21 protein-coding genes are annotated in these 24355 nt (G+C 39.1%); 11 read left to right on the top strand and 10 right to left on the bottom strand.

Annotation, left to right across the window (positions count from 1 at the left end; genetic code table 11):
* Nucleotide 1 precedes the first annotated feature (1 nt).
* Nucleotides 2-1003 carry a YihY/virulence factor BrkB family protein gene (locus R2Q94_RS11665; protein WP_316821639.1) on the top strand — a complete coding sequence of 334 codons (1002 nt, stop codon included), beginning with the start codon at nucleotides 2-4 and terminating at the stop codon, nucleotides 1001-1003.
* A gap of 94 nt (nucleotides 1004-1097) precedes the next feature.
* On the opposite strand, the gene R2Q94_RS11670 is transcribed toward R2Q94_RS11665, so the two are convergent.
* On the bottom strand, nucleotides 1098-3023 hold the full coding sequence (locus tag R2Q94_RS11670; RefSeq protein ID WP_316821640.1) for a DNA topoisomerase IV subunit B: 1926 nt from the start codon (nucleotides 3021-3023) through the stop codon (nucleotides 1098-1100).
* A 110-nt stretch (nucleotides 3024-3133) separates the two neighbouring features.
* Between R2Q94_RS11670 and R2Q94_RS11675 the strand changes: the two genes are divergently transcribed.
* The 6 genes from R2Q94_RS11675 (at nucleotide 3134) to R2Q94_RS11700 (ending at nucleotide 8982) form a co-directional block, all read left to right on the top strand.
* Nucleotides 3134-4492 carry an APC family permease gene (locus tag R2Q94_RS11675; protein WP_316821641.1) on the top strand — a complete coding sequence of 453 codons (1359 nt, stop codon included), beginning with the start codon at nucleotides 3134-3136 and terminating at the stop codon, nucleotides 4490-4492.
* Between the two features lie 102 nt (nucleotides 4493-4594).
* A complete protein-coding gene (locus tag R2Q94_RS11680) occupies nucleotides 4595-5941 on the top strand; it encodes an MFS transporter (RefSeq protein ID WP_316821642.1) in 1347 nt (448 codons plus the stop codon).
* Nucleotides 5942-6051: 110 nt separating this feature from the next.
* On the top strand, nucleotides 6052-7392 hold the full coding sequence (locus tag R2Q94_RS11685) for a DEAD/DEAH box helicase (RefSeq protein WP_316821643.1): 1341 nt from the start codon (nucleotides 6052-6054) through the stop codon (nucleotides 7390-7392).
* A 256-nt stretch (nucleotides 7393-7648) separates the two neighbouring features.
* Nucleotides 7649-7828, top strand: a complete 180-nt coding sequence (locus R2Q94_RS11690) for a hypothetical protein (protein WP_316821644.1) — start codon at nucleotides 7649-7651, stop codon at nucleotides 7826-7828.
* Between the two features lie 223 nt (nucleotides 7829-8051).
* The gene (locus R2Q94_RS11695; RefSeq protein ID WP_316821645.1) at nucleotides 8052-8543 is read left to right on the top strand and encodes a BON domain-containing protein; all 492 of its coding nucleotides are present in this window, start codon (nucleotides 8052-8054) and stop codon (nucleotides 8541-8543) included.
* Nucleotides 8544-8559: 16 nt separating this feature from the next.
* On the top strand, nucleotides 8560-8982 hold the full coding sequence (locus tag R2Q94_RS11700; protein WP_316821646.1) for an SH3 domain-containing protein: 423 nt from the start codon (nucleotides 8560-8562) through the stop codon (nucleotides 8980-8982).
* A gap of 136 nt (nucleotides 8983-9118) precedes the next feature.
* Here R2Q94_RS11700 and R2Q94_RS11705 read toward each other — a convergent pair whose 3' ends face one another.
* The 4 genes from R2Q94_RS11705 to R2Q94_RS11720 all read right to left on the bottom strand — a co-directional run bounded on the left by R2Q94_RS11705 (nucleotide 9119) and on the right by R2Q94_RS11720 (nucleotide 11717).
* The gene (locus R2Q94_RS11705) at nucleotides 9119-9847 is read right to left on the bottom strand and encodes an acyl-CoA desaturase (protein ID WP_316821647.1); all 729 of its coding nucleotides are present in this window, start codon (nucleotides 9845-9847) and stop codon (nucleotides 9119-9121) included.
* A gap of 119 nt (nucleotides 9848-9966) precedes the next feature.
* On the bottom strand, nucleotides 9967-10464 hold the full coding sequence (locus R2Q94_RS11710; RefSeq protein ID WP_316821648.1) for a phosphoheptose isomerase: 498 nt from the start codon (nucleotides 10462-10464) through the stop codon (nucleotides 9967-9969).
* Nucleotides 10465-10898: 434 nt separating this feature from the next.
* Nucleotides 10899-11261 (bottom strand): response regulator transcription factor, encoded by a 363-nt coding sequence (locus R2Q94_RS11715; RefSeq protein WP_316821649.1) that lies wholly within the window; start codon nucleotides 11259-11261, stop codon nucleotides 10899-10901.
* Between the two features lie 234 nt (nucleotides 11262-11495).
* Nucleotides 11496-11717: a helix-turn-helix transcriptional regulator gene (locus R2Q94_RS11720; protein WP_316821650.1), complete on the bottom strand. Its 222-nt coding sequence runs from the start codon at nucleotides 11715-11717 to the stop codon at nucleotides 11496-11498.
* 145 nt (nucleotides 11718-11862) lie between these two features.
* Here R2Q94_RS11720 and R2Q94_RS11725 point away from each other — a divergent pair, with 145 nt between their 5' ends.
* The 3 genes from R2Q94_RS11725 (at nucleotide 11863) to R2Q94_RS11735 (ending at nucleotide 13697) form a co-directional block, all read left to right on the top strand.
* Nucleotides 11863-12525: a hypothetical protein gene (locus tag R2Q94_RS11725; protein ID WP_316821651.1), complete on the top strand. Its 663-nt coding sequence runs from the start codon at nucleotides 11863-11865 to the stop codon at nucleotides 12523-12525.
* Nucleotides 12526-12591: 66 nt separating this feature from the next.
* Entirely contained in the window at nucleotides 12592-13329 is a 738-nt protein-coding gene (locus tag R2Q94_RS11730; protein WP_316821652.1) for a hypothetical protein, read from the top strand.
* Between the two features lie 11 nt (nucleotides 13330-13340).
* The gene (locus R2Q94_RS11735; RefSeq protein WP_316821653.1) at nucleotides 13341-13697 is read left to right on the top strand and encodes a hypothetical protein; all 357 of its coding nucleotides are present in this window, start codon (nucleotides 13341-13343) and stop codon (nucleotides 13695-13697) included.
* Nucleotides 13698-13716: 19 nt separating this feature from the next.
* Here R2Q94_RS11735 and R2Q94_RS11740 read toward each other — a convergent pair whose 3' ends face one another.
* The 4 genes from R2Q94_RS11740 to R2Q94_RS11755 form a co-directional block, all read right to left on the bottom strand.
* Complete coding sequence (locus R2Q94_RS11740; protein WP_316821654.1) at nucleotides 13717-15033, bottom strand: DUF3887 domain-containing protein; 1317 nt, start codon at nucleotides 15031-15033, stop codon at nucleotides 13717-13719.
* Between the two features lie 143 nt (nucleotides 15034-15176).
* On the bottom strand, nucleotides 15177-16889 hold the full coding sequence (locus tag R2Q94_RS11745) for a RagB/SusD family nutrient uptake outer membrane protein (protein ID WP_316821655.1): 1713 nt from the start codon (nucleotides 16887-16889) through the stop codon (nucleotides 15177-15179).
* Nucleotides 16890-16907: 18 nt separating this feature from the next.
* On the bottom strand, nucleotides 16908-20141 hold the full coding sequence (locus tag R2Q94_RS11750) for a TonB-dependent receptor (protein ID WP_316821656.1): 3234 nt from the start codon (nucleotides 20139-20141) through the stop codon (nucleotides 16908-16910).
* A 460-nt stretch (nucleotides 20142-20601) separates the two neighbouring features.
* Nucleotides 20602-21408: a glutaminyl-peptide cyclotransferase gene (locus R2Q94_RS11755; protein WP_316821657.1), complete on the bottom strand. Its 807-nt coding sequence runs from the start codon at nucleotides 21406-21408 to the stop codon at nucleotides 20602-20604.
* 69 nt (nucleotides 21409-21477) lie between these two features.
* On the opposite strand from R2Q94_RS11755, the gene R2Q94_RS11760 reads away from it, so the two are divergent.
* Entirely contained in the window at nucleotides 21478-22443 is a 966-nt protein-coding gene (locus R2Q94_RS11760) for a hypothetical protein (protein WP_316821658.1), read from the top strand.
* 98 nt (nucleotides 22444-22541) lie between these two features.
* On the opposite strand, the gene R2Q94_RS11765 is transcribed toward R2Q94_RS11760, so the two are convergent.
* The gene (locus R2Q94_RS11765; RefSeq protein ID WP_316821659.1) at nucleotides 22542-24311 is read right to left on the bottom strand and encodes an aryl-sulfate sulfotransferase; all 1770 of its coding nucleotides are present in this window, start codon (nucleotides 24309-24311) and stop codon (nucleotides 22542-22544) included.
* Between the last annotated feature and the right edge of the window lie 44 nt (nucleotides 24312-24355).

Genomic DNA, 24355 nt, shown 5'->3' on the forward strand with positions numbered 1-24355 from the left:
TATGAAGTTTATCAAAAAGATCATCCACTTTCTTAAAGCAACCGGCCATTTGTTTATTGCTGCCGGAAAAGGTTTTATGGAAGACCGTGTGATGAAACTAAGTGCAGCATTAGCCTATTATACGATATTTTCCCTGACACCACTCATCATCATTGTGCTCTCCGCAGCCAGCTTATTTTTAGGAGATAGCACAGATTTGAGCAACATCAATCCAAGGGAAAAATTCTTTGCAGAAATCGGGGACATGGTAGGTAAAGAGGCCGCAAATCAATTGAGAAGTTTTGTGAACAATGCCAATTACAGCGGGAAAAGCACCTTAGGTTTAATCATTGGGATCAGTACTTTAATTATCGGTGCTACTGCGGTATTTATCGAAATACAAGATAGCATCAACTTGATCTGGAAAGTGAAAGCCGTTCCTAAGAAGGGATGGAAAAAACTCATCGTAAACCGGCTGCTTTCTTTTTCATTGATTGCTTCTTTAGGATTTTTAATGCTGGTCTCCCTGGTGGTCAATAGTGTGGTTGTAGGCCTCGGACATAAGATTGCCGCCTACATCAGTATAGAAGAGGTTTCGGAATTGATGATGTTAGTCATTACCAATGCGGTAACATTGGCTGTAGTGACCAGCATTTTTACCATTATATTTAAGGTATTACCTGATGTAGAGCTTAAATGGAAGCCTGCTATTATTGGCGCCTTGTTTACCGCATTGCTATTTGGTATTGGTAAATATGCAATTGGCATTTATATCGAAATAGGTAATCCAGCCTCAGCATTTGGTGCTGCAGGATCCATCATTGTGATTCTGTTATGGATTTACTATACGGCAATTATCCTTTATTTTGGCGCGGAATTTACACAGGCTTATGCGGAAAAATATAGTGAAGGGATTAAACCCAGTAAATACGCCGTTCATACTAAAGTGGTAGTCGTAGAAAAAGAGGTGAAAGCCTTACCTCCACAACATCCTGAGGATACGGTTCATTTAAAACAGCCCTAATCAGGAATATAAAAAACGGGAATAGATGGTTATCTACTCCCGTTTTTTGATCATAACTCTTGCGTTTTATGACTCAGCTTTAAGCTGTAATTATTTAAGCGGATTCGGCGATCATTTCTTCATCTGATACGATATCATGGCTTACCGCTGCTGTCGCTGCATCCTGATTTGGAGAAACCAATTCATCTAGCGTATCTTTTTCAATTCGCAGATTTTTAATGATATGTTTTTGTCTGTCCGGCGTATTTTTTCCCATATAGTACTCCAACAAGCTTTTGATCGTCTGGTCTTTCAGAATCACAGGATCTAACCTGATGTCTTTTCCAATAAACAAACCAAACTCATCTGGAGAGATTTCTCCTAAACCTTTAAACCTTGTAATTTCTGGTTTATTGCCCAGTTTTGCAATAGCTGCTTTACGCTCCTCATCGCTATAGCAATAAATGGTTTCTTTTTTATTACGAACACGGAATAATGGTGTTTGCAGGATATAGACGTGTCCGGAGCGAACCAGATCAGGGAAAAACTGCAGGAAGAAAGTCATCATCAGTAGTCTGATGTGCATTCCATCTACGTCTGCATCTGTGGCGATGACAATATTATTGTAATGTAAGCCATCAAGACCATCTTCAATGTTCAGAGCATGTTGCAGCAGGTTAAACTCTTCGTTTTCATACACTACTTTCTTGGTCAGCTCATAGCAGTTTAAAGGTTTTCCTTTTAAACTGAATACCGCCTGGCAATCCACATCTCTGGATTTGGTGATGGATCCTGAAGCCGAATCCCCCTCTGTAATGAAAAGAGTGGTTTCGTATCTTTTTTCATGGCTGCTATTAAAATGCACCTTACAATCTCTTAACTTCTTATTGTGCAGGGATGCTTTTTTTGCCCTATCGTTGGCCAGCTTTTTAATTCCGGCAATGTCTTTACGTTCTCTTTCCGACTGTAAAATTCTTTTCAATAAAGCATCTGCCACATCGGTATGTTTGTGCAGATAATCGTCCAATTCTTTCTTTACGAAATCATTGATAAAAGTCCTCACCGAAGGTCCGTCTGGCCCCATATTTTGGGAACCCAGCTTTGTTTTGGTCTGCGATTCAAATACAGGTTCCTGTACCCTGACCGAGATGGCTGCAATAATGGAAGCCCGGATATCTGCAGCATCGTATTCTTTTTTATAAAACTCTCTTACGGTTTTCACTACTGCCTCACGGAAAGCGGCCTGGTGCGTTCCACCCTGAGTAGTATGCTGACCGTTTACAAAAGAATGGTAATCTTCTCCATATTGTTGTCCGTGAGTCATGGCGATCTCAATATCATTTCCTTTCAGGTGAATGATCGGATAACGGATGGTCTCTGCTCCGGCGTGTTTATGTAATAGGTCGTAAAGACCGCGTTCAGATAAATATTTTTGTCCGTTGAAATTGATGGTTAATCCGGCATTCAGGAACACGTAATTCCAGATCATACTTTCCACAAAATCCGGGATGTAATGATAGTTTCTGAAAATCGTTTCATCAGGATAGAAGGTGATGGCTGTACCATTGCGTTGTGTCGTATCAATGATTGGATTATCAATCAGAACCTCTCCTTTTGAAAACTCTACTTTTTTAGTCTTACCATCACGATACGATTGTACAGAAAAAGCATTAGACAACGCATTTACAGCCTTGGTACCTACTCCATTCAATCCTACGGATTTTTGGAAGGCATTGCTGTCGTATTTACCCCCGGTATTAATTTTAGATACACAGTCGATTACTTTACCTAATGGAATTCCACGACCATAATCACGGACGTTTACTTTCTGATCAGAAACGGTAATTTCTATGGTGCGTCCGGCTCCCATCACAAACTCATCAATTGAGTTATCGACAATCTCCTTCAGCAATACATAAATCCCATCGTCCTGCGCAGAACCATCTCCAAGTTTACCGATATACATACCGGGACGCAATCTGATGTGCTCCTTCCAATCGAGGGAGCGTATACTATCTTCGTTATAATTCGGTTCAGCCATGATGTAATTGAGTAGAATTACAAATTTAAGCTAATATGCCGGGGAATCAACCACAAAGTTTCAACAAATACACATTTTCCTGTATATTCAAATTATAAAACAGAGACCTTATGCCTGAGAAGAAACAGCTCTCCCTCTTCGACTTATCTATGATTGTGGTCAGTTTGGTGATCGGAATGGGCATCTTTCGGACGCCGGTAAATGTGGCAGCAGGAGCGCAGATTCCAGAGTTGTTTTTCTCTGCATGGATTATTGGCGGACTGGTTGCACTGTGTGGCGCGCTGACTTATGCAGAGATCGGCTCCAGGTTTCCGGTTACTGGTGGTTATTATAAGATTTTTTCTGCTTTTTACCACCCTTCCATTGCTTTTGCCATCAACTGTATCATTGTGGTTTCCAATGCGGCATCCGTTGCAGGAGTCTCTTTAATTGGTGCAGAATACCTGAGTAAAATCCTCCTTCCTATCGAACTTCAGACTGAATTCTACAGAATTGTGATCGCGGGAATTACGATTTTCCTTTTTTACCTGCTCAATTTATTTGGCTTAAAAGTAAGTGCGAAAACGCAAAATGTATTGTCAATGGTAAAGATAGGCATGGTATTGATTTTAATCTGCGCTATTTTTACCGGACCTGGGGCATCAAACATCAGCTCCAGCTTACCGGAGTTTAGCACAACTACCGGTGTTGCACCAGATTGGATGGATTATGGAAAGGCACTCGGCATTTGCCTGATTGCCATCTCCTTTACTTTCGGCGGTTACCAGCAAGCCATCAACTTTGGCGGTGAGACGAAGGAACCCAATAAAGTAATTCCGAGGGCAATCATGACTGGTCTTACCATCATCATCATTTTATACCTATCCATCAATTATGCCTATGTAAAAGTGATTGGATTTGAGCAATTGAAAACTGCAGAAAGCATCGCGGCTATTCTCGCCGGTAAGTTATTTGGTCCGATGGGTTTTACCATTCTATCCTGTCTGGTGTATTTCTCCGTGCTCGGTTATGTGAATGTGAATTTATTGAGTAATCCAAGGGTGATGTATGCCATGGGAGAAGAGGGCGCATTACCTGCCCTGTTTAGCAAAAAAAGCAAGAAAAACGAAGTGATGTTCGTGAGCCTTACTGTTTTCTCTATCATTTCTATTTTTACCTTGCTTTATGCACAAACTTTCGATAAGATCTTAAACTACACCATTTTTCTGGACTGCATCGGCATGGCCACTTCTGCTGCAACGATATTCTTTCTGAGAAAAAAAACGGCTCATCTGGATAAGCGCAAAATTTACAGCATGAAACTTTATCCACTTTTGCCTTTGATTTTCATTGCGGCCTATTCTTTTGTGGGCATCAGCATTTATGTAAACGACTCAGAAGCGGGAAGAAATGGACTGCTGATTTTCGCAGGATTTATTCTGATTTATTTCCTGAATGTATTTTTACGGAAAGGGAAACCTAAGACATAGACAGCATTAGAATCCACAAGATCACCTCAAACAAAACCACCAGTCGCCAGCGATAAAAATGAGCCCAAGCGAAAACATACCTCCAGAATCCGAATTATAATCATGCCGATAAAACCATTGCCTTTAAAAAAAGAAATCGCTTACGCTGCCGGAATGATGGGTTGGAGCATTATGACCAATTTGATTATTGTCATGCTGCCCTACTTTTACCTTCCACCAAACCACTCCGGGCTGTATCCATTGGTTCCACAACTTTTAGTATTTGGTGCTTTCAATATTTTATCACTTATCGCAGCTTCCGGTAGGTTATTTGATGCAATCTATGACCCTTTCATCGCCTCTATTAGTGACGCCAGCAGTAATCCTAAAGGCAGACGAATCCCCATCATGAAATATGCGATTATTCCTGCAGTGGTCTTTTGTTCCCTGGTATTCTACCCATTGGTGAACGGAGAAAGTATCAGCAATGCCTGGTGGCTAACCATTGTTCTGGCCGGTTTTTTCATTTCTGTGACTACTTATATCATTCCATACAATGCGCTACTGGCAGAATTAACTCATAGTGCAGATCAGAAAGTACGCCTTTCCACTTACCAACAAGTCGGTTTTGTATTGGGGATGATCCTAGCCGCTTTGTGCAATAATTATGCGGATCTGATCCAGGACGTATTTCCGGCAATGAAGCGTTCGGAAGCTTTACAGCATACCATATGTGGTCTCAGTATCTTATCCGGACTGGTCATGACATTGCCCATTATTTTTATCAATGAGAAGGAATTTACAAATGCCAAACCAACGCATATCCCCTTAGTTCATGCCATAAAAAACACCTTCAGGAATTCCAATTTTAAGTATTACCTGATCTCAGATTTCAGTTATTACATTGCCTTAAGCATCATCTCCAGCGGTTTATTGTTCTTTGTGACCGTGCTATTGGGCTTACCCGATTCGGACGGCGGAAAATTTATGGGCATCATGGTATTACTGTCACTGGTATTTTATCCCTTTATCAATTATGGCGCTAAAAGGTTTGGAAAAAAACCATTGGTGCTCATTGCCTTTACCGTACTCAGCCTGATATTTGTTACCATATTTTTCCTTGGAAAACTGCCCTTTTCTCCAACGTTGCAGATGTATATTATGGTTTGTTGTGCTTCCTTCCCCCTCGCAGCATTGGGTATCCTTCCAAATGCAATTCTGGCCGATATTGCACAGAAAGACACCGAAGAGACCGGTGAGAATCATGAAGGCATGTTTTTCGCGGTAAAATATCTTTTTGTGAAACTTGGACAGACTATGGGCATAGCTATTTTTGCCATGCTTACTGTCTATGGAAAAGACCCTGGACAAGATTATGGCCTTCGTTTAAATGGTGTAGTTGGCTTTGTGCTTTGCGTATTGGCCTTATTATTTTTTAGCCGCTTCAAAGAAAACAAACCAACTAATTAACAGTCAGTTAAACCGCAAAATCCGAATTACCCAAAAGCCAAAAGTTATGCGTATATTTGCAATGAACGATATTCTTTCGTTTCATTATTATACATTAAAAGACAAATACATTGTTATTCGAAGAATTAAACCTGATTGAGCCTATTTTAAAAGCGCTCCAAACAGAAGGTTATACACAACCTACCCCAATACAAGAACAATCCATCCCAACTATACTTCAAGGCAGAGATCTATTAGGCTGCGCGCAAACCGGTACAGGTAAAACTGCTGCTTTTGCCATTCCTATGCTTCAATTGCTAAGCAAGCCTCATGCAAATACTAAAGTTCATAAGAACATCAAAGCATTGGTTCTGACACCTACACGCGAATTAGCCATCCAAATTGAGGAAAGCTTTAAGGCCTACGGTAAAAACCTTCCGCTTCGTCATTTAGTGATTTTCGGTGGTGTTGGCCAGAAAGCACAAACAGATGCCCTACACCGTGGTGTTGATATTCTTATTGCTACTCCAGGTAGATTATTAGATTTAATGAACCAGGGTTTTATTAACCTGAAAGACATTGAAATCTTTGTACTGGATGAGGCAGACAGAATGTTGGACATGGGATTCATTCATGATGTTAAAAAAGTAATTGCTAAGCTGCCCGTAAAAAGACAGACTTTATTTTTCTCGGCAACCATGCCTAAGGAGATCCAGAAACTTGCAGATACGATTCTGACAAATCCTTTAAAAGTAGAGGTTACTCCGGTTTCTTCTACCGCTGAAAAGATTCAACAGCAAATGTTTTTTGTAAGTAAAAACGATAAGAAAAACTTATTGATCCACATCTTACAAGACAAAACAATTGAAACCGCTTTAGTTTTTACCAGAACTAAACATGGTGCAGACCGTATTGTTAAAGACCTGATCAAAGTAGGCATTAAGGCGGAAGCAATTCACGGGAATAAATCGCAGAATGCAAGACAGAGGGCATTAACCAATTTCAAAGCAAAAACAACAAGAATTCTTGTTGCCACAGATATCGCAGCGCGTGGTATTGACGTGGATGAACTAGCACATGTGATCAATTACGAATTGCCAAACATTCCGGAAACTTATGTTCACAGAATCGGTCGTACTGGTCGTGCGGGATTAAGTGGAACTGCACTTTCTTTCTGCGATGCGGAAGAAAGAGAGTTCCTGAAAGATATTGAAAAGTTAATCGCTTTAAGTATTCCGGTAACGGAGGATCATCCTTATGCGATGAGCTGGCAAAGCCTGATGACTGCAGCAAATGAGAAACCTAAAGGTGGCGGTGGTTCAAGAGGTGGTTCTCGTGGTGGCGGTAACAGAGGTGGCAATGGTGGCGGTAAACCATCTGGCAGAGGTCAGGGTGGCGGTCAACGTGAGCCTAATTTGAGTGGAGCTAAAAGAACACCAAGCAGCGGTAGCCGCAGATGGAGTTCAAAATAAAATAATAGAAGGGTACTTAGGTTCCTCTAAAAAAGCAAGCACAACTATTCGAATACTGAAATCTTTTACCCTGAAAAAGGGTAAAATTTTCTAGGTATTCTCTTAGTATGCTTGCTTTTTTTGTGCATACTACAAAGTAATTGGTGGAGAACTTAACAGGAGATTGTACTTAGTACAGGCAAATAATTAAGGTAAAAATGTACAATACGCCTATCGTCAAGGTGTAGCTATATTCATTGCGCAAATATTTAGAGTGATGATATGCAATACGTCTATCGACAAGCTGGCTATATTCATTGCGCAAATATTTAGAGTGATGATGTGCAATACGTCTATCGACAAGCTGGCTATATTCATTGCGCAAATATTTAGAGTAATGATGTGCAATACGCCTATTGACAAGCTGGCTATACTCAATACGGTATACTGGATGTAGAAGTGCCAGGCTCAAACAACTCTCCCGATTATTTAAGTTCTTTCAATACCTCAAAAACAGCATTAATTTTAGACCGCCTAAAAAAGTGAAATGTCAGCCGCTTAAAAAGACAGTTTTGTTAAACATTTTTTAACGTCAGACGTTAAGTAAATTGGCTATCTTGTAGATACACCCTCAACTGAACTGGGTGAGCAACAATAGTTTAAACAAAATCTATCTGAAAATGAAAAAACTAATGAGCAAAATGATGGCTCTGGTTATGGTGACTGCCTTTATGGTGGCCACAATTGCCGGATGTAAAAGCACGCCGAAAGATGCTGATCTGAAAACTGCAGTAGAAAATGCCATCCAATCTAGTCCTAATCTATCTGCTTCCGGAGTTGCTGTTGACAAAGGAGTTGTTACAATTACCGGTCAGGTGACAGATGAAGCTAGTAAAGATGCTTTAGGAAAAGCAGCCGCAGCAGTTCCAGGCGTGAAGTCGGTGGTTAATAACCTAACTGTAGAAGTTACCAAAGTGGAAGTAAGTGCGGATACCCCATTAGGCCTTGCAGTAAAAGACGCTACAAAAGATTTCCCTACAGTTGCGGCAACAGTGAATGATGGTGTGGTTACTTTAAAAGGTGAACTCAACAAAGGAGAGCTTCAAAAGTTAATGATGGCATTGAACGCCTTAAAACCTAAAAAGATAGACAATCAATTGGTGATTAAATAATCCAGGAGGACAGACCATGGCTTTACAAGAAAAATATAGAGAACTTATTGATACTGCAACCGCTTCAGGTGTAAACGACTTAAATGTTCGTGAACAAGATGGCGTGTTGTATATTGATGGTGCTACCAGTGGCACTGTGAAACAACAACTATGGGATACTTACGAACGTCTTGATCCGAATTATGCTTCAGGAGATCTTGTCATGAATATCAATAGTGTTGTTGGTGTTCCTGAAGGAGCTAAACTAAAGGTTACTACAAACAGCTCTAACCTGAACATCCGTAAAGGACCAAGTACCAACGATGATATCGTTGGAAAAGCTGCGCGACATGAGATTGTCACACTAGTTGGAAAAGAAAATGACCAATGGTGGATGATAAAAACCGATGGCGGAGCACAAGGTTATTCCTATACGCAATACCTCACTCCTGTAGAATAAAGGCAAATAGCAATTAGCTTTTATCCCTAAAAAATCTATATCGTTATTTTTAGATTTGGAACATGTTGACCATCGAGGGCAAAAGTTTACAGTTTAAAAATAACGATAATAGATTTTGAAAAACACCTGAATATTTTTAAACTTTCCTGATTCGGATGATATGCAACCAATGCATCACCTTCATCACCGGATAAGTAGGATCAAATTCAAACCATCGCGAGGCGAAGTTTGGATTATTTGGTTTTTTATGGTGGTTATTTTGGAACAATTCACCTAACATTAGGAAATCCAAAGGCAAAGAGTTTTTACTATGATCGTCATTATCATGGTTAGAATAACCATATTTATGTCCGCACCAGTTTACAATAGCACCATGAATTGGTCCCATTAAAAAGTGGATTGGCAATAAAAGAAACATCCACCATGCCGTAGCGAATGTCACATAAAACCAGACATAGAAACCTATAAATACAATTCTCGTTATCCAGGAATCACCAATTTTATCAATGATAGGCCATGAAGGATATTTATCCCTAAACTGCTCCTCTGGCTCAATGTTATATTTTGAGTAGTTCAGGTAGATATTTTTGGTTTTAATCATCATTCCCCATACGTCTTTTACGAAATGTGGAGAGTGAGGATCTTTTTCGGTATCACTAAAAGCATGGTGCATCCTATGTAAAATAGCGTATGCTCTAGGGTTTAAAAAAGAGGATCCTTGAGATAAAAAAGTAATGGCATAAAAAAATTTCTCCCAGAAGCGATTCATCTTAAACATCTTATGCGAGGCATAACGGTGTAAAAAGAAAGTTTGTGAAAATAGAGAAAGGAACCAATGTAAAAGAAAGAAAACTAAAATAATCATATTTGTGTGTATACGTACTAAAGAGACCCTTGTCAGGTCTGGATGTTTGGGGTACAAAATAGCAAAAAAAATCCCGTATATGTTTTACCAATACGGGATTAAATCGTGTCTGTCGGCTCTTACCTGCCAAAATCGTCTTGTACTCTTACAATATCGCTTTCATCGGATGGGTTTGTTGGATCAGTATGTTGCCAGATTTCGGAAACAATACCCCAATCGTCCAGGCCAATTAAACGATGTCTTTCTCCTTGTTTCAACCTGATGGTTTGACCAGGTGTCAATTGTTGTACCGGACCCTGCTCATCTGTATCACTTGTAGAAACTCCTACAGTACCATTCACCACTCTCCATATTTCAGCACGGCGATGGTGGTATTGCCAGGATAAACGTGTGCCAGGTGCAACGATTAATATTTTAGGACTCAGTTTACCTGATATTTTTAGTTCATCAACATTTAATCCATCGAAATAAACATTGGCAAATTGTTGTGCCTGGTCTTCATCAATTACGAAAAAACCTCCCCAAGGACGGCTTTCATCACGATTAACTACATTAAATCCTTCAATCTTTAAGCGCTGAGCTACGCCATCAAATATTTCTTTTTTCTGATCTGACATTTTATTCTCGTATTTAGGCCAAATATAATATATATCGATGTAAAATAAGTGCTGTCGAAAAGGATAAAGATAAAACACTGAATTTCAACAGTAAGAGATTTAAAACCACTATATAAGTGTATACAGATCTTGGTCTAAATTGGCACTTGGATATTTTAGGATAGGGACATGCTAATTGGGAAAACCAGGACCTATTGTCATAGAAATGTTTAATTTCAAATACTTGAAACTTTCACATAATTAAATCCGTTATAGTCGTAGTTTGTTTGGTTTAGGTTGGTCTGTGGTGGGCCAACCATCAATTAACAGGGATACCTCTCCAAGGCTCATCCCTGTTTCTCTTTTATAGCCTTTAGGATTTTAAATCCTGTAGGCTATAAAAAAACCGCTTGTGATAAGTATCACAAGCGGTTTTTTTATTTATGGTTCCGTTATTATTTCACCAATAACTTTTTAATTCTTTTCACTATATAATCAATATCAAAAGGTTTACTCACATAATCATCCGCTCCCGCAGCGATACTTAATTCCCTGTTCTGGTCGTTTGCAGACATCACAATAATAGGAATGTGTTTAGTGAACATATCCGTTTTTAGATCTTTACAAATTTCAGCTCCATCTCCATCTGGTAGCATAACATCCAAAATGAATAAATCAGGTACTGAATCTTTCAGTTTCCCTTTTAGCTCTGAGAAAGTAGACGATAGTTGCAATTCATATCCTTCATCTTTAAGTAAAACGCCAATGATATACCTGATATCTTCATCATCTTCAAGCACATGTATTCTTTTGATCATATTAAATTGTTTTTAAATTGAACTTCTGCCAATTACTAGCAACAATTTTGCCACAGATTTAAAAAACGCAAATAAGATCATATTAAATACACCAAAACCTTGTTAAGGTCTACTAATGATCTTCATAAATTACATAACGAAGAAGCTATATCATTCACACCTCGGTCGTATCAGTGCTAAAAACATAAAAAAACAGCCGATGAATCATTTTCTACAAAATTGCTATATAGAAAATTAACTTTCTGATTTAAGGGCTAAACCCTCACAGATCTCTCCAAGCATATCACAAGGATTTACATTTATCGCCAATGCTATAAGGTACAACTCCTCTGCTCTTAGTTTAGAAGTTTCTGTTAAAGTCAGCTCGTTCATTCTAGCTTTTGTTAATCCTGTTCTTTTAGCTACCTGCGACTTATTCACAGATCTTTTCGCCAGATACAATCCTAATTTAGTCATAACAAAATATGGTTTTTCTAATGGTAAGTACAGATAAATATATAAATGAGAAAGATAATCTATATCTCAACTGGTTAATTTGTTATATTATACATACGTTTGTAATGATATTCTATACATATAATCTAATTTAAAGTCCTTTTGTATGAAAAATAACCACAATTTACCAGCACCAGTGATTTCTAAAGCGAGCCTTTCTTCAGTAAATGTGAGCATGCTATACAGCTTTATGATTAAAAGAATAGCGAAAGGATATAGCACGGCAGAGCTTTCTTTTCTGATGGGCTATACCAATGATTATATGAAACAAAAAGAGGAACTGATCAGCATAGGTTTTACATTTGAAGACATGCATTGTTTTCGCCATGCGGTAGAAGAAAAATCATTGGCTGGTTTAATTTCCAATTTTGAAAACCTGAAAACCATGGGAGAATATCAGCTCATAAAGACCTGGGGACAAAGGAAAACAGACCTTAAAATGAGTAAACTGGAAAAAGATGGTACTGAGCAACAGATTTTCCATCTCATAGAGCACCATACTAATGAGGAGCTCCTTCCCATCAAAGAAAATAAAATCAAAGCAGAAGTAGCGGCCTTATTGAATGTGCTTTTTGAGGGCTCGATGTTTTACACGCCGCAATCTCCTCTTCAAATTTATCAGACCTGCCGCAATAGCCTGACAGATACCATCGCACCTAGGCATCTACAGGCTGCATTACAAACCTTAGCGAGAAAAAAAGATTTTCCAAAGTTGAAAAGAATCAAGTCCAAAGATTATGGTTGTATGTATGAAAAGGTATTTGAATGAAAGATTTCCAAAATGAAACATGAATCATTGAAAATTCGATGAACTAGAACAATTCAAATCATGAAAATGAAAACAACAAGCCCGCTCCCTATCCCACTGGACTTTAAAATCGCCTGTGCAACCTACCAGTTATCTATTCCAGAAGTCTTGCAATTTTTCATAGATCACGTCTCATTTTATGACTCCCTGAGTCAGAAATCTGACGACCTCTTTCGGGCTGCAACAAACACACTTTTACACTACTCTGTTTCTATACACAGGGAAAGCAGTACGTCGCTTCATAAATACAGGTTGGTGATTTTGAAGTACATTCAGGAAATGATCAAAATTGCCACAATTTCGAAACAAACTCAATCAAAAAAGAGAAAACGCGCTGCGCTATTAGTAAAAAGAGTCTATGAAATCATTGATCGGACTAAAGCCCAAAATACAAAGCTAATACTAGAGGAAGGCATCGTTTTGCAGCTTAGTATGGATTTTTGTCTCTTATGTGAAATTCACAATTGTGCTGCAGAAGAATATCTGGAATACTTTATGTCGAAGATCTCATTACCTGTAACTCATGCACAAGTTGGATTGAACTGCATAGTTGAAAATCAGGCTATGGGCTTTTTTTACAAATCACTGGATAGCTTTAAGGTGTCGGATGCCAACAGTGCTCATCGAAATCTTCAAGTGTTGTTTATCGATAAGATTCAGGAATTACACCTCCAGTTATTTATCATTCGAAACTTTGAAAAACGAGTAGAAAAATATCAGGAACTCTATCAAGATTACTACCAAAAGTTACTTGAAAGCAAATAAACCCTAAACGAATGAAAATAAATATAACCATTCATCCCACTGAAGACTTTAATATCCTCTGCGAATTATTTAATGTTGATCCCCAGACCTTAATACAAAAATTCGTTGAAAGAACTTCATTCCCTTTTTATTATAGTCAGCCAGACGGTGATGAGCGTTGGGCCACATTATTCTTCCTCTCTTATATTGAAAAAGAGAAAAGAACTAAGATAGAGATGGCGGAACATGAACCTTTTATGAATGAATTAGCTGAAGTTGTGTTTAAGCATCTGGAATCGGGTCATCAGAACTCAGCAAAAGCAGAAATTGCAGGCCGTAAGGTCATGAAGCAATGGCACAAAGAAATTGTGGCAAAAAGGGGGAAATAATCCCCCATATCTGATGTCATTATTTTGCTTTTATCCAGGTTGCCAGGTCATCAACCAGGGTTTCGGAGACACTGCCAGGCTTGGCATATTGGCTCAAATCACCTTTTTCAGTTTGAGGAATAAACAAATGGTTCAAATCAGGGTACAACTTCAGAGTAACATTGCTCTTCTTACCCAAAGCGGCTTTCCAAAGATCAAAATCTTGTTGAGAAACTTGGAAATCAAAAGCTCCCTGAGCTACAAAAATCTTTTGTTTAGCCAGCTTTTTAGCGGTAGCCACCTGATCATATTGATTTAAATCGGCCCAGTAAATCGCAGGTAAGCCTAATATTATGGAATCAGGTTTCATTTTTCCCAAAGTGGTAAACCTTGTTTTTGCAGTCTGCTTCAACACCTCTTCCAATTGTTTTTCCAGGGCACCTGTGGTATCCTTAGCCTGAGCTACAGAATATTTATTTTGTTCTTCAATCAGGTCTGTCAGCTTTCTTGCTGGCGCTGCAGCTAGTACAATCCCTTTGATATCCGGCAACTGCAGGGCTAATTTTGGTGCCATCATTCCTCCCATGCTATGGCCAAATACAAACACCTTACTTTTATCTACACCAGGAATGTTTTTAGCCAATGCAATAGCAGCAGCTGCGTCATCCATTACTTCTTCTTTTACCGTAAATGCTTTATTAAATTCACCTCCATAAGCCAATGTTCTTTTTACGTAACGGATGCTGGCAATTCCTTTACTGGCTAAACCTCCGGCCAGATCTTTAAAGGGTTTATTTGGACCAATGGTTTCGTCCATATCACCAGGTCCTGAACCATGTAAAAACACCACAATTGGAAAATTTGTCCCTTTTTTCGGGGTGGTTAATACACCAACCAGGCTATGACCTGGAGTAACTACATAAACTTCTTTCTCTTTATAAGCAGCAGTATCTACATAGGCTGGTCTGATATAGTCTGGAACTTTATTTAATTGTCTTGGGAAGAGCCCTATTAGTTTTTCATTTTTATTGAAAACCAATAAAAAACCCTGAGTATTCTTTTCAAATTCTGCATCTACAGATACCGTAAAGTAATCGCCTTCGGACTTACTTTGCACAACATCCATACCTACAAACTTCCCATAATTGGTAGTGAGTGTACTCCAGATGGTTTGCAGATTCTCAGGAGAAATCTTAGCATGTACACTTTCATCAAAGAAAGCCTGTGCTTCCTGAAATTTTTCCTGCTCCATTGTTTTCAGGAAATCCTGAGAACGTGAAAACAGCGATAATACACCTTGTGAAAATCCGGCAACAGAGATCAACAGGGTAAAAAATAATAAAAAAATTTTCTTCATGTAATTATAGTGGTTGTGTTTAGGTTAAGGACGCACTAAACCAAAGTTAGCATTATTTGATTCCTTTTTTTGGAATTCTAATTCAAAAAAAAAACCGGCTGTCCCTACATCAGGTACAGCCGGTTTCAAGATTGAATTTATTCTTATTGATATCCTAAATTTTGCTTCAGAATACCCTTACTACGGTCAATCTGCGTTTGTGGAATTGGAAAATATTCATCACGGTCTTCCATCACAATGCCTTGCAGGTAATTAAAATACCCCCCTTCAAATGCAAAATAATCAGTCATCCTTTGTTTTGCAATTCCCCATCTCACTAAATCATAAAAGCGATGACCTTCCAGAGATAGTTCCAAACGACGTTCGAAACGTACTGCGTTCCGGGCATAGATCTGATCAGGAAAGCTTGGATAAGGACTCACTTTATAGGCGGCAGCATCAACACCACCTATTTGTTTTTTAGGTAACTTTGAAGCTCTGTCCCTCACCTTGTTTACTAGAGCCAGGGCATTGGGGATACTACCTGCTTCTACCTCACATTCTGCAGCCATGAGGTATACATCTCCAAGGCGAATGATATTCACATTTAGCCCGGTTACATTGGTATTTCCTGGACCAGTGTTACCAGTGATCTCCGATGCCTTAATTACATTTTTAATGGCAAGGAAAGGACCACCATTGGAAGCATCCCTGATCCATGAATCACCAGCCATGTTACCCCAATCTAAAAATGGAACTCCTCTTCTACCCATGGTATAATCGATTCGGGGATCAAAAGGAATGGTTTTATCAACCTGATAAGCGGCTTTATCAGCAGGGTTCAGACCACGATCAGAAACATAAGGGTTAATAACATAAGAACCGTCTAAATAAGGCAGTCCGGCAGCAGTCACTTTAAAGGAGTTGGCCAGATCTATAGAGGGCTGGAAGAAACCGCAGCAAGTAATGGGAAGGCTACTATTATAAGGGAAATTAAGCATATCTCCCACATTACCATTATCGCCACCAGATCCATCTGTACCTACAGAATGTTGCACTGCAAATACAGCTTCCGGTCCATTTTCCTTGGTCACATCAAAGCCGTCTGTATAAGGAATTGTTTCAATGCTCGGTCTCGAAGCAATGACGTCATTTAATAAAGGAAGTGCACCAAGATAATTCTTTTGATACAAATACACTTTTCCTAAATAAGCTTTGGCAGCAATCTGATTGACACGACCTTTCTGTCCTTTAGGAAAAGCAGGAGTAAGATTGGCTACTGCAAATTTCAGGTCATCTACAATTGCAGGATAAATATCCTTCATATTGTCGACTGCAGGTTCGGTGGTACTTTCTGTAATTAAAGGCACATTTTTAAAAGCCCTCACTAAAAAGAAATTATAGTGTGCACGTAGCATTCTTGCCTCAGCCATAATTTCATTCGCCCTCGAATCCGGAAATTTTTTCTCAGTCGCCTGTACCAATGCCAGAATCCTTATGGTATTGTTGCAACGTTGAATCCCTTCAAAACAGCGGGTCCACAGGTTCTCCAAATTATCATTGGTACTGGTTGGAGAGTGTCTTTCCAATAAATTCATATTGGGTTGGTCTCCATTTTCACTTCCTTTATGTGCATTGTCTGAGGTCACCTCACCCAATAACCATTGACTTGGCGCAGCACCGTAGTTCCCCCAGGTACCGTTTGTATTTCCATTTAAAAGTCCATAAGCACCTGTCAATGTGGCCTCCACACCTTCTTGTGTGGTCAGCTGAGGGACAATCAGTTCCCCCTGGGGATTCTTCTCTAAAAATGACTTACTACAACTTGTTGCGGTAAGAATGCATATTGCGAATATGATATAATTAATCTTTTTCATACGTTTCTCATTTAATCATTAAAAGCCTACACTTAAACCTAACAGAAACTGACGTGGACTAGGATAAATCCCCCTATCTACACCTATTGCAGAATAGGTTTCTGTCTCCTGACTCACTTCCGGGTCAAGTCCTTTGTATTTGGTAATGGTAAACAAGTTCGTTGCGCTTGCATAAATCCTGACTTTACTTACACCCCATTTAGGCCCAAATACTTTTTCAACAGGTAGAGAATAGCCAATCTGAAGATTTTTCATACGTAAAAAACTACCATCCTGTACATAATAACTAGAGGATGCATATTCAAAATCACTAGCACTAATATTTGGTGATGGAATCATACTACCAGTATTGGTAGGACTCCATGCATCCAGCATTCTCACACTTTTGGCACCGGTAAAAGTAGAGAAGTCGGTAAAGTACCTTGTGGCCTCGTAAAGATCAATTCCTTGCACTCCATTAAAGAACATAGAGATATCGAAATTTTTATACGAAGCGTTGAAACTCAAAGCATATAGAAAATCTGGGTTTGGATTTCCAATAATGGTTCTGTCATCTGGAGTGATTTTATTATCACCATTCACATCTCTGAATTTTAGTCCTCCTACTCTGGCATTGGTATAAGATGGACTTCCGGTTACATCTGCGGTACTTTGATAAATTCCAACTACATCATAACCATAAAATGAGCCAAATGGCTGACCTTCTTTAAGGATACTGGTGGTGATACTTCTAAAAGTCCCATACAATTGTTCATTAATTCCTGGCGCCAGTTTCACGATTTTATTGGTGTTTTTAGAAAAGTTCACACCTACATCAAATTTAAATGGCTTATTGTCTACTTTTCCATAGTGATAAGCCAGATTAAGCTCAATACCTTTGTTACTCATATCTCCGGCATTCACAAATGGCGAGGCGCCCATTCCAACAGCCGTTGCAGGCAAAGGCACTGTGAAAAGCATATCGCTGGTTTTCTTGTTGTACCAGTCTACAGACCCATCAATAGCTGATTTAAACAAACTGAAGTCTAAACCAACATTCAAAGAGCTCAAAGACTCCCATTTGATACTTGGGTTAGCATAAGCATTTTGCCATACACCAGTCACTACTGCATTTCCACCGTCAAGGCCGTAAGCAGAACTTGTCAATGAAGACTGGAATCTGTTCAGGTATTGATTCGCGGCAATACGTTGATTTCCGGTTTCACCATAACCCACTCTCAATTTCAGATCTTCAATCCATTTCACCTTACCTTTGATAAAGCTTTCTTCGGAAACCCTCCAGGCTACACTTCCAGCAGGGAAATAACCGTATTTATTTTCAGGTCCGAAGTTAGAGGATCCATCTCTACGGAGGGTAACACTCGCTAAGTAACGGTCGTTAAAGGAGTAATCAGCTCGTCCAAACAGAGAGAATAAACTACCTACCGAACCTGTACTTGCATTGTTTATGTTAGAGGTACCCACATTCAGGTAATAATAATCCAAATCTCCCAAAAGGAAGAAATCATTACGTCCGCCATTTAACTGCCTGTTTCTGCTGCTAATTGCCTCTGTTCCCAAGAGTAAATTCAAGCGGTGTTTCTCTGCAAATGTTTTGTTATAAACCAAAGTATTTGTCCAGGTCCACTCAGAATTATAGCCTTGAAACTCATTCAAGTTATTAGAATTATTTCCTTCCGAAAATTCCAGATTGGGATAACGCATGGAAATTCCTCCATAATTCTCATAACGAAGTCCAAAGCTGGTTTTAGCGGTCAATCCTTCTGCCAGGTCTAACTCGGCGAAAAGATTTCCGAAGAAGAAGTTACTTTTATTGACATTATCCTTTCCCCGATACAAGGTAGCTAATGGGTTTTCTGAGTTACCCAGCTGGCTGCCCTTAGTCCCGGCAAAATTTCCTTTGATGTCGTACACAGGAACGATGGTATTCATTCGGTAAGCCCAGCCTATCGGACTACCTTCATCCTGATATTCTCCGGAAACATTTGGATTTACCCCAACACCATAACCTTCAGAATAGGAATACTGTAAGTTTTCCCCAAAGCGTAGTTTTTTATCCAGCGCGGAAAAACTAGTATTTGAGCGTACATTATAACGTTTAAAGCCGGTATGCTTAATTGTTCCTTGTTGGTTAAGATAACCTGCTGCGAAGCTATAAGTTGCATTTTCACCACCTCCAGCTGCACTCAACTGATAGTTTTGTACTGGTGCACTTCTAGTGATTTCATCAAACCAATTGGTACCCTCCTTGTTGGCTCTGGTGATTTGATAAAAAGTTGCCGGATCTCTGCTATAATTATATTTAGCAGGATCAGCATCTGCAGGAGTAATCAGCTGTCCATATACTGTACCAGCTACTAAGTAATCCGGAAGTGTTGGTGTTGTTCCATTCCCATAATTGGCACCAGCTTCAATGGGTTTCCCCGCATTCCGATACGCGTCAAACATATAATTCGCATATTGAATTGGGTTCAACATTTTTGGGAATGTACCTTTTCTAGGCACCTGAGTACCATAATAAGTATCAAAAGTAATTCGTGGTGGACCTAATACTCCTTTTCTAGTAGTAATAATGACTACTCCATTATTCGCTCTAGAACCATAAATCGAGGCAGAAGAAGCGTCTTTCAGTACCTGCATCGACTCAATATCATTCTGATTTAACCAGCTGAGTTTGCCTTCATAAGGTACTCCATCAATGACATATAAAGGATCATTATTACCGATAGTAGTTGTACCACGGATACGAATTTGTGGCGTAGAACCTGGCGCCCCGTCATTTACAATCTGTACACCAGGCGCTTTACCTTGTAAAGCTTCCACAGCACTTGCAGCGGGTTGCTCTTTTAATTGTGCAATATTAACTACGGAGACTGCACCGGTCAGGTCTTTTTTACGCTGACTGGTGTAACCTGTTACGACGATCTCGTTCAAATTACTGGCATCTGGGTTCAATACAACATTTAAACTGGTTTGATTACCTACGAGAACTTCCTTGGTAATGTATCCTACAAAAGAGACTGTGAGGATATCTGTGGGCTTGACATTGATTGCAAAGGCCCCATTGGGATCTGTCAGTGTTCCTTGGGCCGTGTTCTTGACTTTTACTGTAGCACCGATAATAGGTAGTTTGTCGTCACTGCTGGTAACCTTACCGGTGACTTTGACTTGCGCAGCTGCCCCAAAAGTTAGGAACAAGCAAGCCAGCAAAAAGAGAGACCTCTTTTTGAGATTTGGTGTGATTTTAAGCATAAGATATTTGGTTAGGATAGTTAATAGTCAGGTTAGTTAATATTACATTACATAGGCCTTTGGTTTTAGCGTTTAATAAATAATTTTGGCATTATCTTCCGGTATTTTGGCACGTTAAAAAAAATACCATTAATCCAATATAATCATAGTGTAACTAATACACAAGTACTTACCCGTATTTATTTTACAGAATTTTTACTTTAAGATGAAAAAGCCCCTCAAACGGGAAGCTGAGAAGAAAATATATTTTTTGGAGTCGTATTGGCGCCCTCGGTTCTCTTAGAAAATTACATTTATTTTCTTTCTCAAACAATTAATGGGTCCAATCTGGAGAAGCAGGCTGAATTTAAACTTCGATACTTTATTTCTATTTATTTGAAATATTCAATACCTCAAGAATTTGAAAGGTAGCACTTGTACCCGCAAAACTAAAAAGTACACAAATCGATCTTCATACGAACTATTTATTGAAATCAATTTCATAGATATGTGCCCATAATTTTCCAGTCACATAGACCTTATCTGCAATCGAATCATAGGCGATTCCATTCAAATCTAAGGCAGCAGGGTTCATGTTTTTTTCGGTCACACACACCTTGCTTAAGTCTAATTTACCGACTACATTCCCATTTGAAGGATCAATTTTAACAATAAAAGTGGTTCCATAAACATTTGCATAGATATATCCTTTAATAAACTCCAGTTCATTGAGTTGTGTTGATGGCTGTCCATTTTCGCTCACCGAAATCGTCTTTAATGGCGACAAAGTATTTGGACTAATGTAGGTTAAATTAGCTGTTCCATCACTCATGATTAAGCTTTTATCATCGGTGGTTAACCCCCAGCCTTCCAGATTCGCATAGTTAAACTCTCCAATCTTTTTAAAAGTGCTGGCATCATAAATAAAACCCAATTGGTTTTTATAGGTTAACTGATATAATTTACCATTGAGGATCGCTATTCCCTCTCCAAAATATTTTGATTTATCGAGTTCAACCCTGATGTCTATATTTCCTGTTTTCAAATTTTGTATTCCAATTACTGAACGGGTGTTTTTTAATTCAAGCGGAGCTCCTGTACTTTCCATTAAACGCCCCGAATGAAATAAAAAGCCTTCAGTAAACAAATTAGTATCATGTGGAAAGTTATTGGTCACATAATGACTGATTATAGGAACAGTCGCCTGTTTGGGAATGTTAACCTGCTGATTATTCCTGCAACCAGTAATGAAAAACAATAAAAGGCTATAGATAATCGCTTTTTTCATACTGGGAAGATATAGATAATTTATAACCTAAATTCTTTTTGTGTAATTTCAAAACAAATATAACGCCACATGATTTTAAAACGGTCCACCGAAACCCTATTATTTAAACCAACTAACTTTAAAGAGATCTACGATGATCTTCATGAATTACATGAACTTTATGCCTCCCACACCTCAATTTCGGCAGGTGATATGAACGATACGGACATACTTTTACCATCCGGAAAAGCGATTTCACCTACCGGGGCAGCACATTGTTTACTTGAGCTACAAAGAACCGCAGTCTTCATTCGGGGTATTTATAAAGCGATTCTCCAACTCCAGGAGTCCTTTCCAGATCAACAGTTACATATTCTTTATGCGGGTTGTGGACCTTATGCAACTTTAATCACACCATTTACAACTTTATTCAGTCCTCAGGAAATTAACTTTCACTTGTTGGACATCAACGAACGTTCCCTAGCAGCATCAAAAAAACTATATAAAGCGCTGGATATTGAAGCCTATGTCGCAGAATGGATTTGTGCAGATGCCACTACCTATCAATTTCCAACCGATCAGGCCATTCACCTGGTCATCTCTGAAACTATGTTAAATGCTTTAAGAAAAGAACCTCAGGTAGAAATCATGCTAAACCTTATTCCACAAATGCAGGAAAAGACAATTTTCATTCCTGAAAATATTACAGTATCCGCCCAATTACTCAATAGACAAGAGGAAAGAAAAAGGTATACAGAATCGGATTGGATCTCGGAAAGGATCAACCTGGGAAACATTTATTCTATTGGAAGAACTGAGTGTATGCCTCATCGACAGGTTTCCATTCAGGTACCTCAGGATGTACTGAAGGAACATTCCCTGCAGCTTCTTACTGAAATCACCACATTTAAAGAGGAACGTCTTGGGATTTATGACTGTAGTTTAAATATGCCAGTGGCGATCTGCGATGCCCTGGAATTTGCAGGTCGTAAAATTAAGTTTGACTACTATATGGGAGAAGTCCCAGGTTTTAAATATACCTGGTGCCCTGAATAGGAAATCAAGGCAACTTGCTTTAGCCTTATTTTTTTTAAGGAAAGAAAAATGGAGTACTATATATAGTACTCCATTTTTGATTTTAAGTTTTGAACGAATTACATATTATCAGGATAAACAGCCATCCGTGTTACCCTATGAAATGCTGAAACACTTGGTGCCGTAATTTCCTGATCAAAAATCACTTCATTTGTTTTTGGATCAAGTTCTACTATCCGCCCTCCTAGACCTTTACTAGTTCTCACGCCCATTCCAGGACAGAACATCACATGACCTGTTTTAGATAAGTATTGTACACCTGACAGGGCTGCAGAAAAACCATTAGCCCCCCTCCTTTCTCCATAAGACCATACTTGTTGTACCGTTCTATTGACTTCATCTACTTTATAGGATACAATCCTACTATAAGCATCAGAACTACCCAGTGTCAGATTTTTAAAATGACGATTATACCCATTATCAAAAACCAGGATATTCCCATCAGGCATCAACACTGGTGTATGCATTCCCCAGGACCAATCAAAATCAGGATGGGCAATCTCTCCTGAGATTACCTTAGGATCAGTAATTAAATGGCCCTGAGCATCAAGAGGAGACAATAAATAAGATTGATATGAGCTAGCCCAATTTTTATGAGGAGAAATCACCCATTTCAAGGCTCCCCCTCTGGTAAAGGCCATAATTCCCTGAAAACGTACCGTGGCTAAAAAATCATTGCCAAATTCTGCAATAGAATTATTATGTGCCCAATTTCCTGCCGTTTGGGAATAATCTATTCCTGTACCCTGGTGATCGTAACGGGAACTGTCCAACATATTGACTAAATCCCATTCTTTCAATACCGTACCGGATAATGGATTTAATTCTATGATATGGTCATTGATCCTTGGTTTTCCGTTAACCAGGCGTGCTGCAGATTTGGAAACTGTGATCAGAAAATTACCATTCGAAGCTTCCGTTACCTCATGATGAAAAGTATAACCTAATTTCTTTAAATCCCATTCATTGATCAGGTTACCGAACATATCTATTTCCACAATACGGCTGTCCTGCCCATCTCCACTTAGGAAGTTTCCATTTTTCATACGTTTTAAGCCAATTGAAGCAGCAAGTCTTTGCAATTTCGGCGATTGCTTTAACAGCAATATCCAACGGACTTCAGCATCGGCATCAAGCATATATGGACAAGAAACATCCAGTTCACTTTCTCCCGGATAGCTCACCAGGTTTAAGCCGGGCTCCATTTTGTCCTTTTTCGCAACAAGCGTCTGAAAAGTAGGAAAAGCCTTCACATCAAGCGCTTCCGTTTTCAATTGAATACGGGTTCGGCCGCGCTCCTTCCCTTCCATATCTGTATAAACAAGATCCACCTGGTTGTTATAATTCGCATAAAGTCCGAAAATAGGGATAACTTGTCTGGGATTTGAGGCACTCAATAAATGCGTGATTGTACCTTTTGTACCAGGTTTTCCTTCTACAATTACCCGAACCCTTCCTCTACCAGGAAGCAGGACTTCTACTGTAGCAGACAAAGGATTATATCCAGAAGGATTTAAGGCCCGATCTTTAACGATAAAGTCTAATGCATTCCCTTTTGAAAGCAGGGAAAGACTGATCTTATCTTTAAAATTGACCACTGTTTTCCATAGATCCGGCTGCTCCTGAATGCTGGACACCAAATCTTCAGGAACACTGACATCTTTTGTTTCAAAATGAAAAATATAACTTCCTTTTTCTTTAGTATAACCCTGTAACAGAATACCATTATTGACCATACTTTCGAGTGAATTCTGGAACTCAATACCTCCAGACAATACAACTTTATCTTTTTTGCAAGCGATTAAAAACAGGAATACTAAACAGAGCATCCCAGTTTTTAAATTCAGAAAAAATCTTTTCCCCTTCATAATTT

The organism is Pedobacter gandavensis (assembly GCF_032678465.1).
GTDB classification, from domain to species: Bacteria; Bacteroidota; Bacteroidia; order Sphingobacteriales; family Sphingobacteriaceae; genus Pedobacter; species Pedobacter gandavensis_B.

Bases quoted from the DNA above. Each gene is read 5' to 3' on its own strand.
- R2Q94_RS11665 (WP_316821639.1), top strand. From the start codon at position 2: ATGAAGTTTATCAAAAAGATCATCCACTTTCTTAAAGCAACCGGCCAT.
- R2Q94_RS11670 (WP_316821640.1), bottom strand. From the start codon at position 3,023: ATGGCTGAACCGAATTATAACGAAGATAGTATACGCTCCCTCGATTGG.
- R2Q94_RS11675 (WP_316821641.1), top strand. From the start codon at position 3,134: ATGCCTGAGAAGAAACAGCTCTCCCTCTTCGACTTATCTATGATTGTG.
- R2Q94_RS11680 (WP_316821642.1), top strand. From the start codon at position 4,595: ATGCCGATAAAACCATTGCCTTTAAAAAAAGAAATCGCTTACGCTGCC.
- R2Q94_RS11690 (WP_316821644.1), top strand. From the start codon at position 7,649: ATGATATGCAATACGTCTATCGACAAGCTGGCTATATTCATTGCGCAA.
- R2Q94_RS11695 (WP_316821645.1), top strand. From the start codon at position 8,052: ATGAAAAAACTAATGAGCAAAATGATGGCTCTGGTTATGGTGACTGCC.
- R2Q94_RS11700 (WP_316821646.1), top strand. From the start codon at position 8,560: ATGGCTTTACAAGAAAAATATAGAGAACTTATTGATACTGCAACCGCT.
- R2Q94_RS11705 (WP_316821647.1), bottom strand. From the start codon at position 9,847: ATGATTATTTTAGTTTTCTTTCTTTTACATTGGTTCCTTTCTCTATTT.
- R2Q94_RS11710 (WP_316821648.1), bottom strand. From the start codon at position 10,464: ATGTCAGATCAGAAAAAAGAAATATTTGATGGCGTAGCTCAGCGCTTA.
- R2Q94_RS11715 (WP_316821649.1), bottom strand. From the start codon at position 11,261: ATGATCAAAAGAATACATGTGCTTGAAGATGATGAAGATATCAGGTAT.
- R2Q94_RS11720 (WP_316821650.1), bottom strand. From the start codon at position 11,717: ATGACTAAATTAGGATTGTATCTGGCGAAAAGATCTGTGAATAAGTCG.
- R2Q94_RS11725 (WP_316821651.1), top strand. From the start codon at position 11,863: ATGAAAAATAACCACAATTTACCAGCACCAGTGATTTCTAAAGCGAGC.
- R2Q94_RS11730 (WP_316821652.1), top strand. From the start codon at position 12,592: ATGAAAACAACAAGCCCGCTCCCTATCCCACTGGACTTTAAAATCGCC.
- R2Q94_RS11735 (WP_316821653.1), top strand. From the start codon at position 13,341: ATGAAAATAAATATAACCATTCATCCCACTGAAGACTTTAATATCCTC.
- R2Q94_RS11740 (WP_316821654.1), bottom strand. From the start codon at position 15,033: ATGAAGAAAATTTTTTTATTATTTTTTACCCTGTTGATCTCTGTTGCC.
- R2Q94_RS11745 (WP_316821655.1), bottom strand. From the start codon at position 16,889: ATGAAAAAGATTAATTATATCATATTCGCAATATGCATTCTTACCGCA.
- R2Q94_RS11750 (WP_316821656.1), bottom strand. From the start codon at position 20,141: ATGCTTAAAATCACACCAAATCTCAAAAAGAGGTCTCTCTTTTTGCTG.
- R2Q94_RS11755 (WP_316821657.1), bottom strand. From the start codon at position 21,408: ATGAAAAAAGCGATTATCTATAGCCTTTTATTGTTTTTCATTACTGGT.
- R2Q94_RS11760 (WP_316821658.1), top strand. From the start codon at position 21,478: ATGATTTTAAAACGGTCCACCGAAACCCTATTATTTAAACCAACTAAC.
- R2Q94_RS11765 (WP_316821659.1), bottom strand. From the start codon at position 24,311: ATGCTCTGTTTAGTATTCCTGTTTTTAATCGCTTGCAAAAAAGATAAA.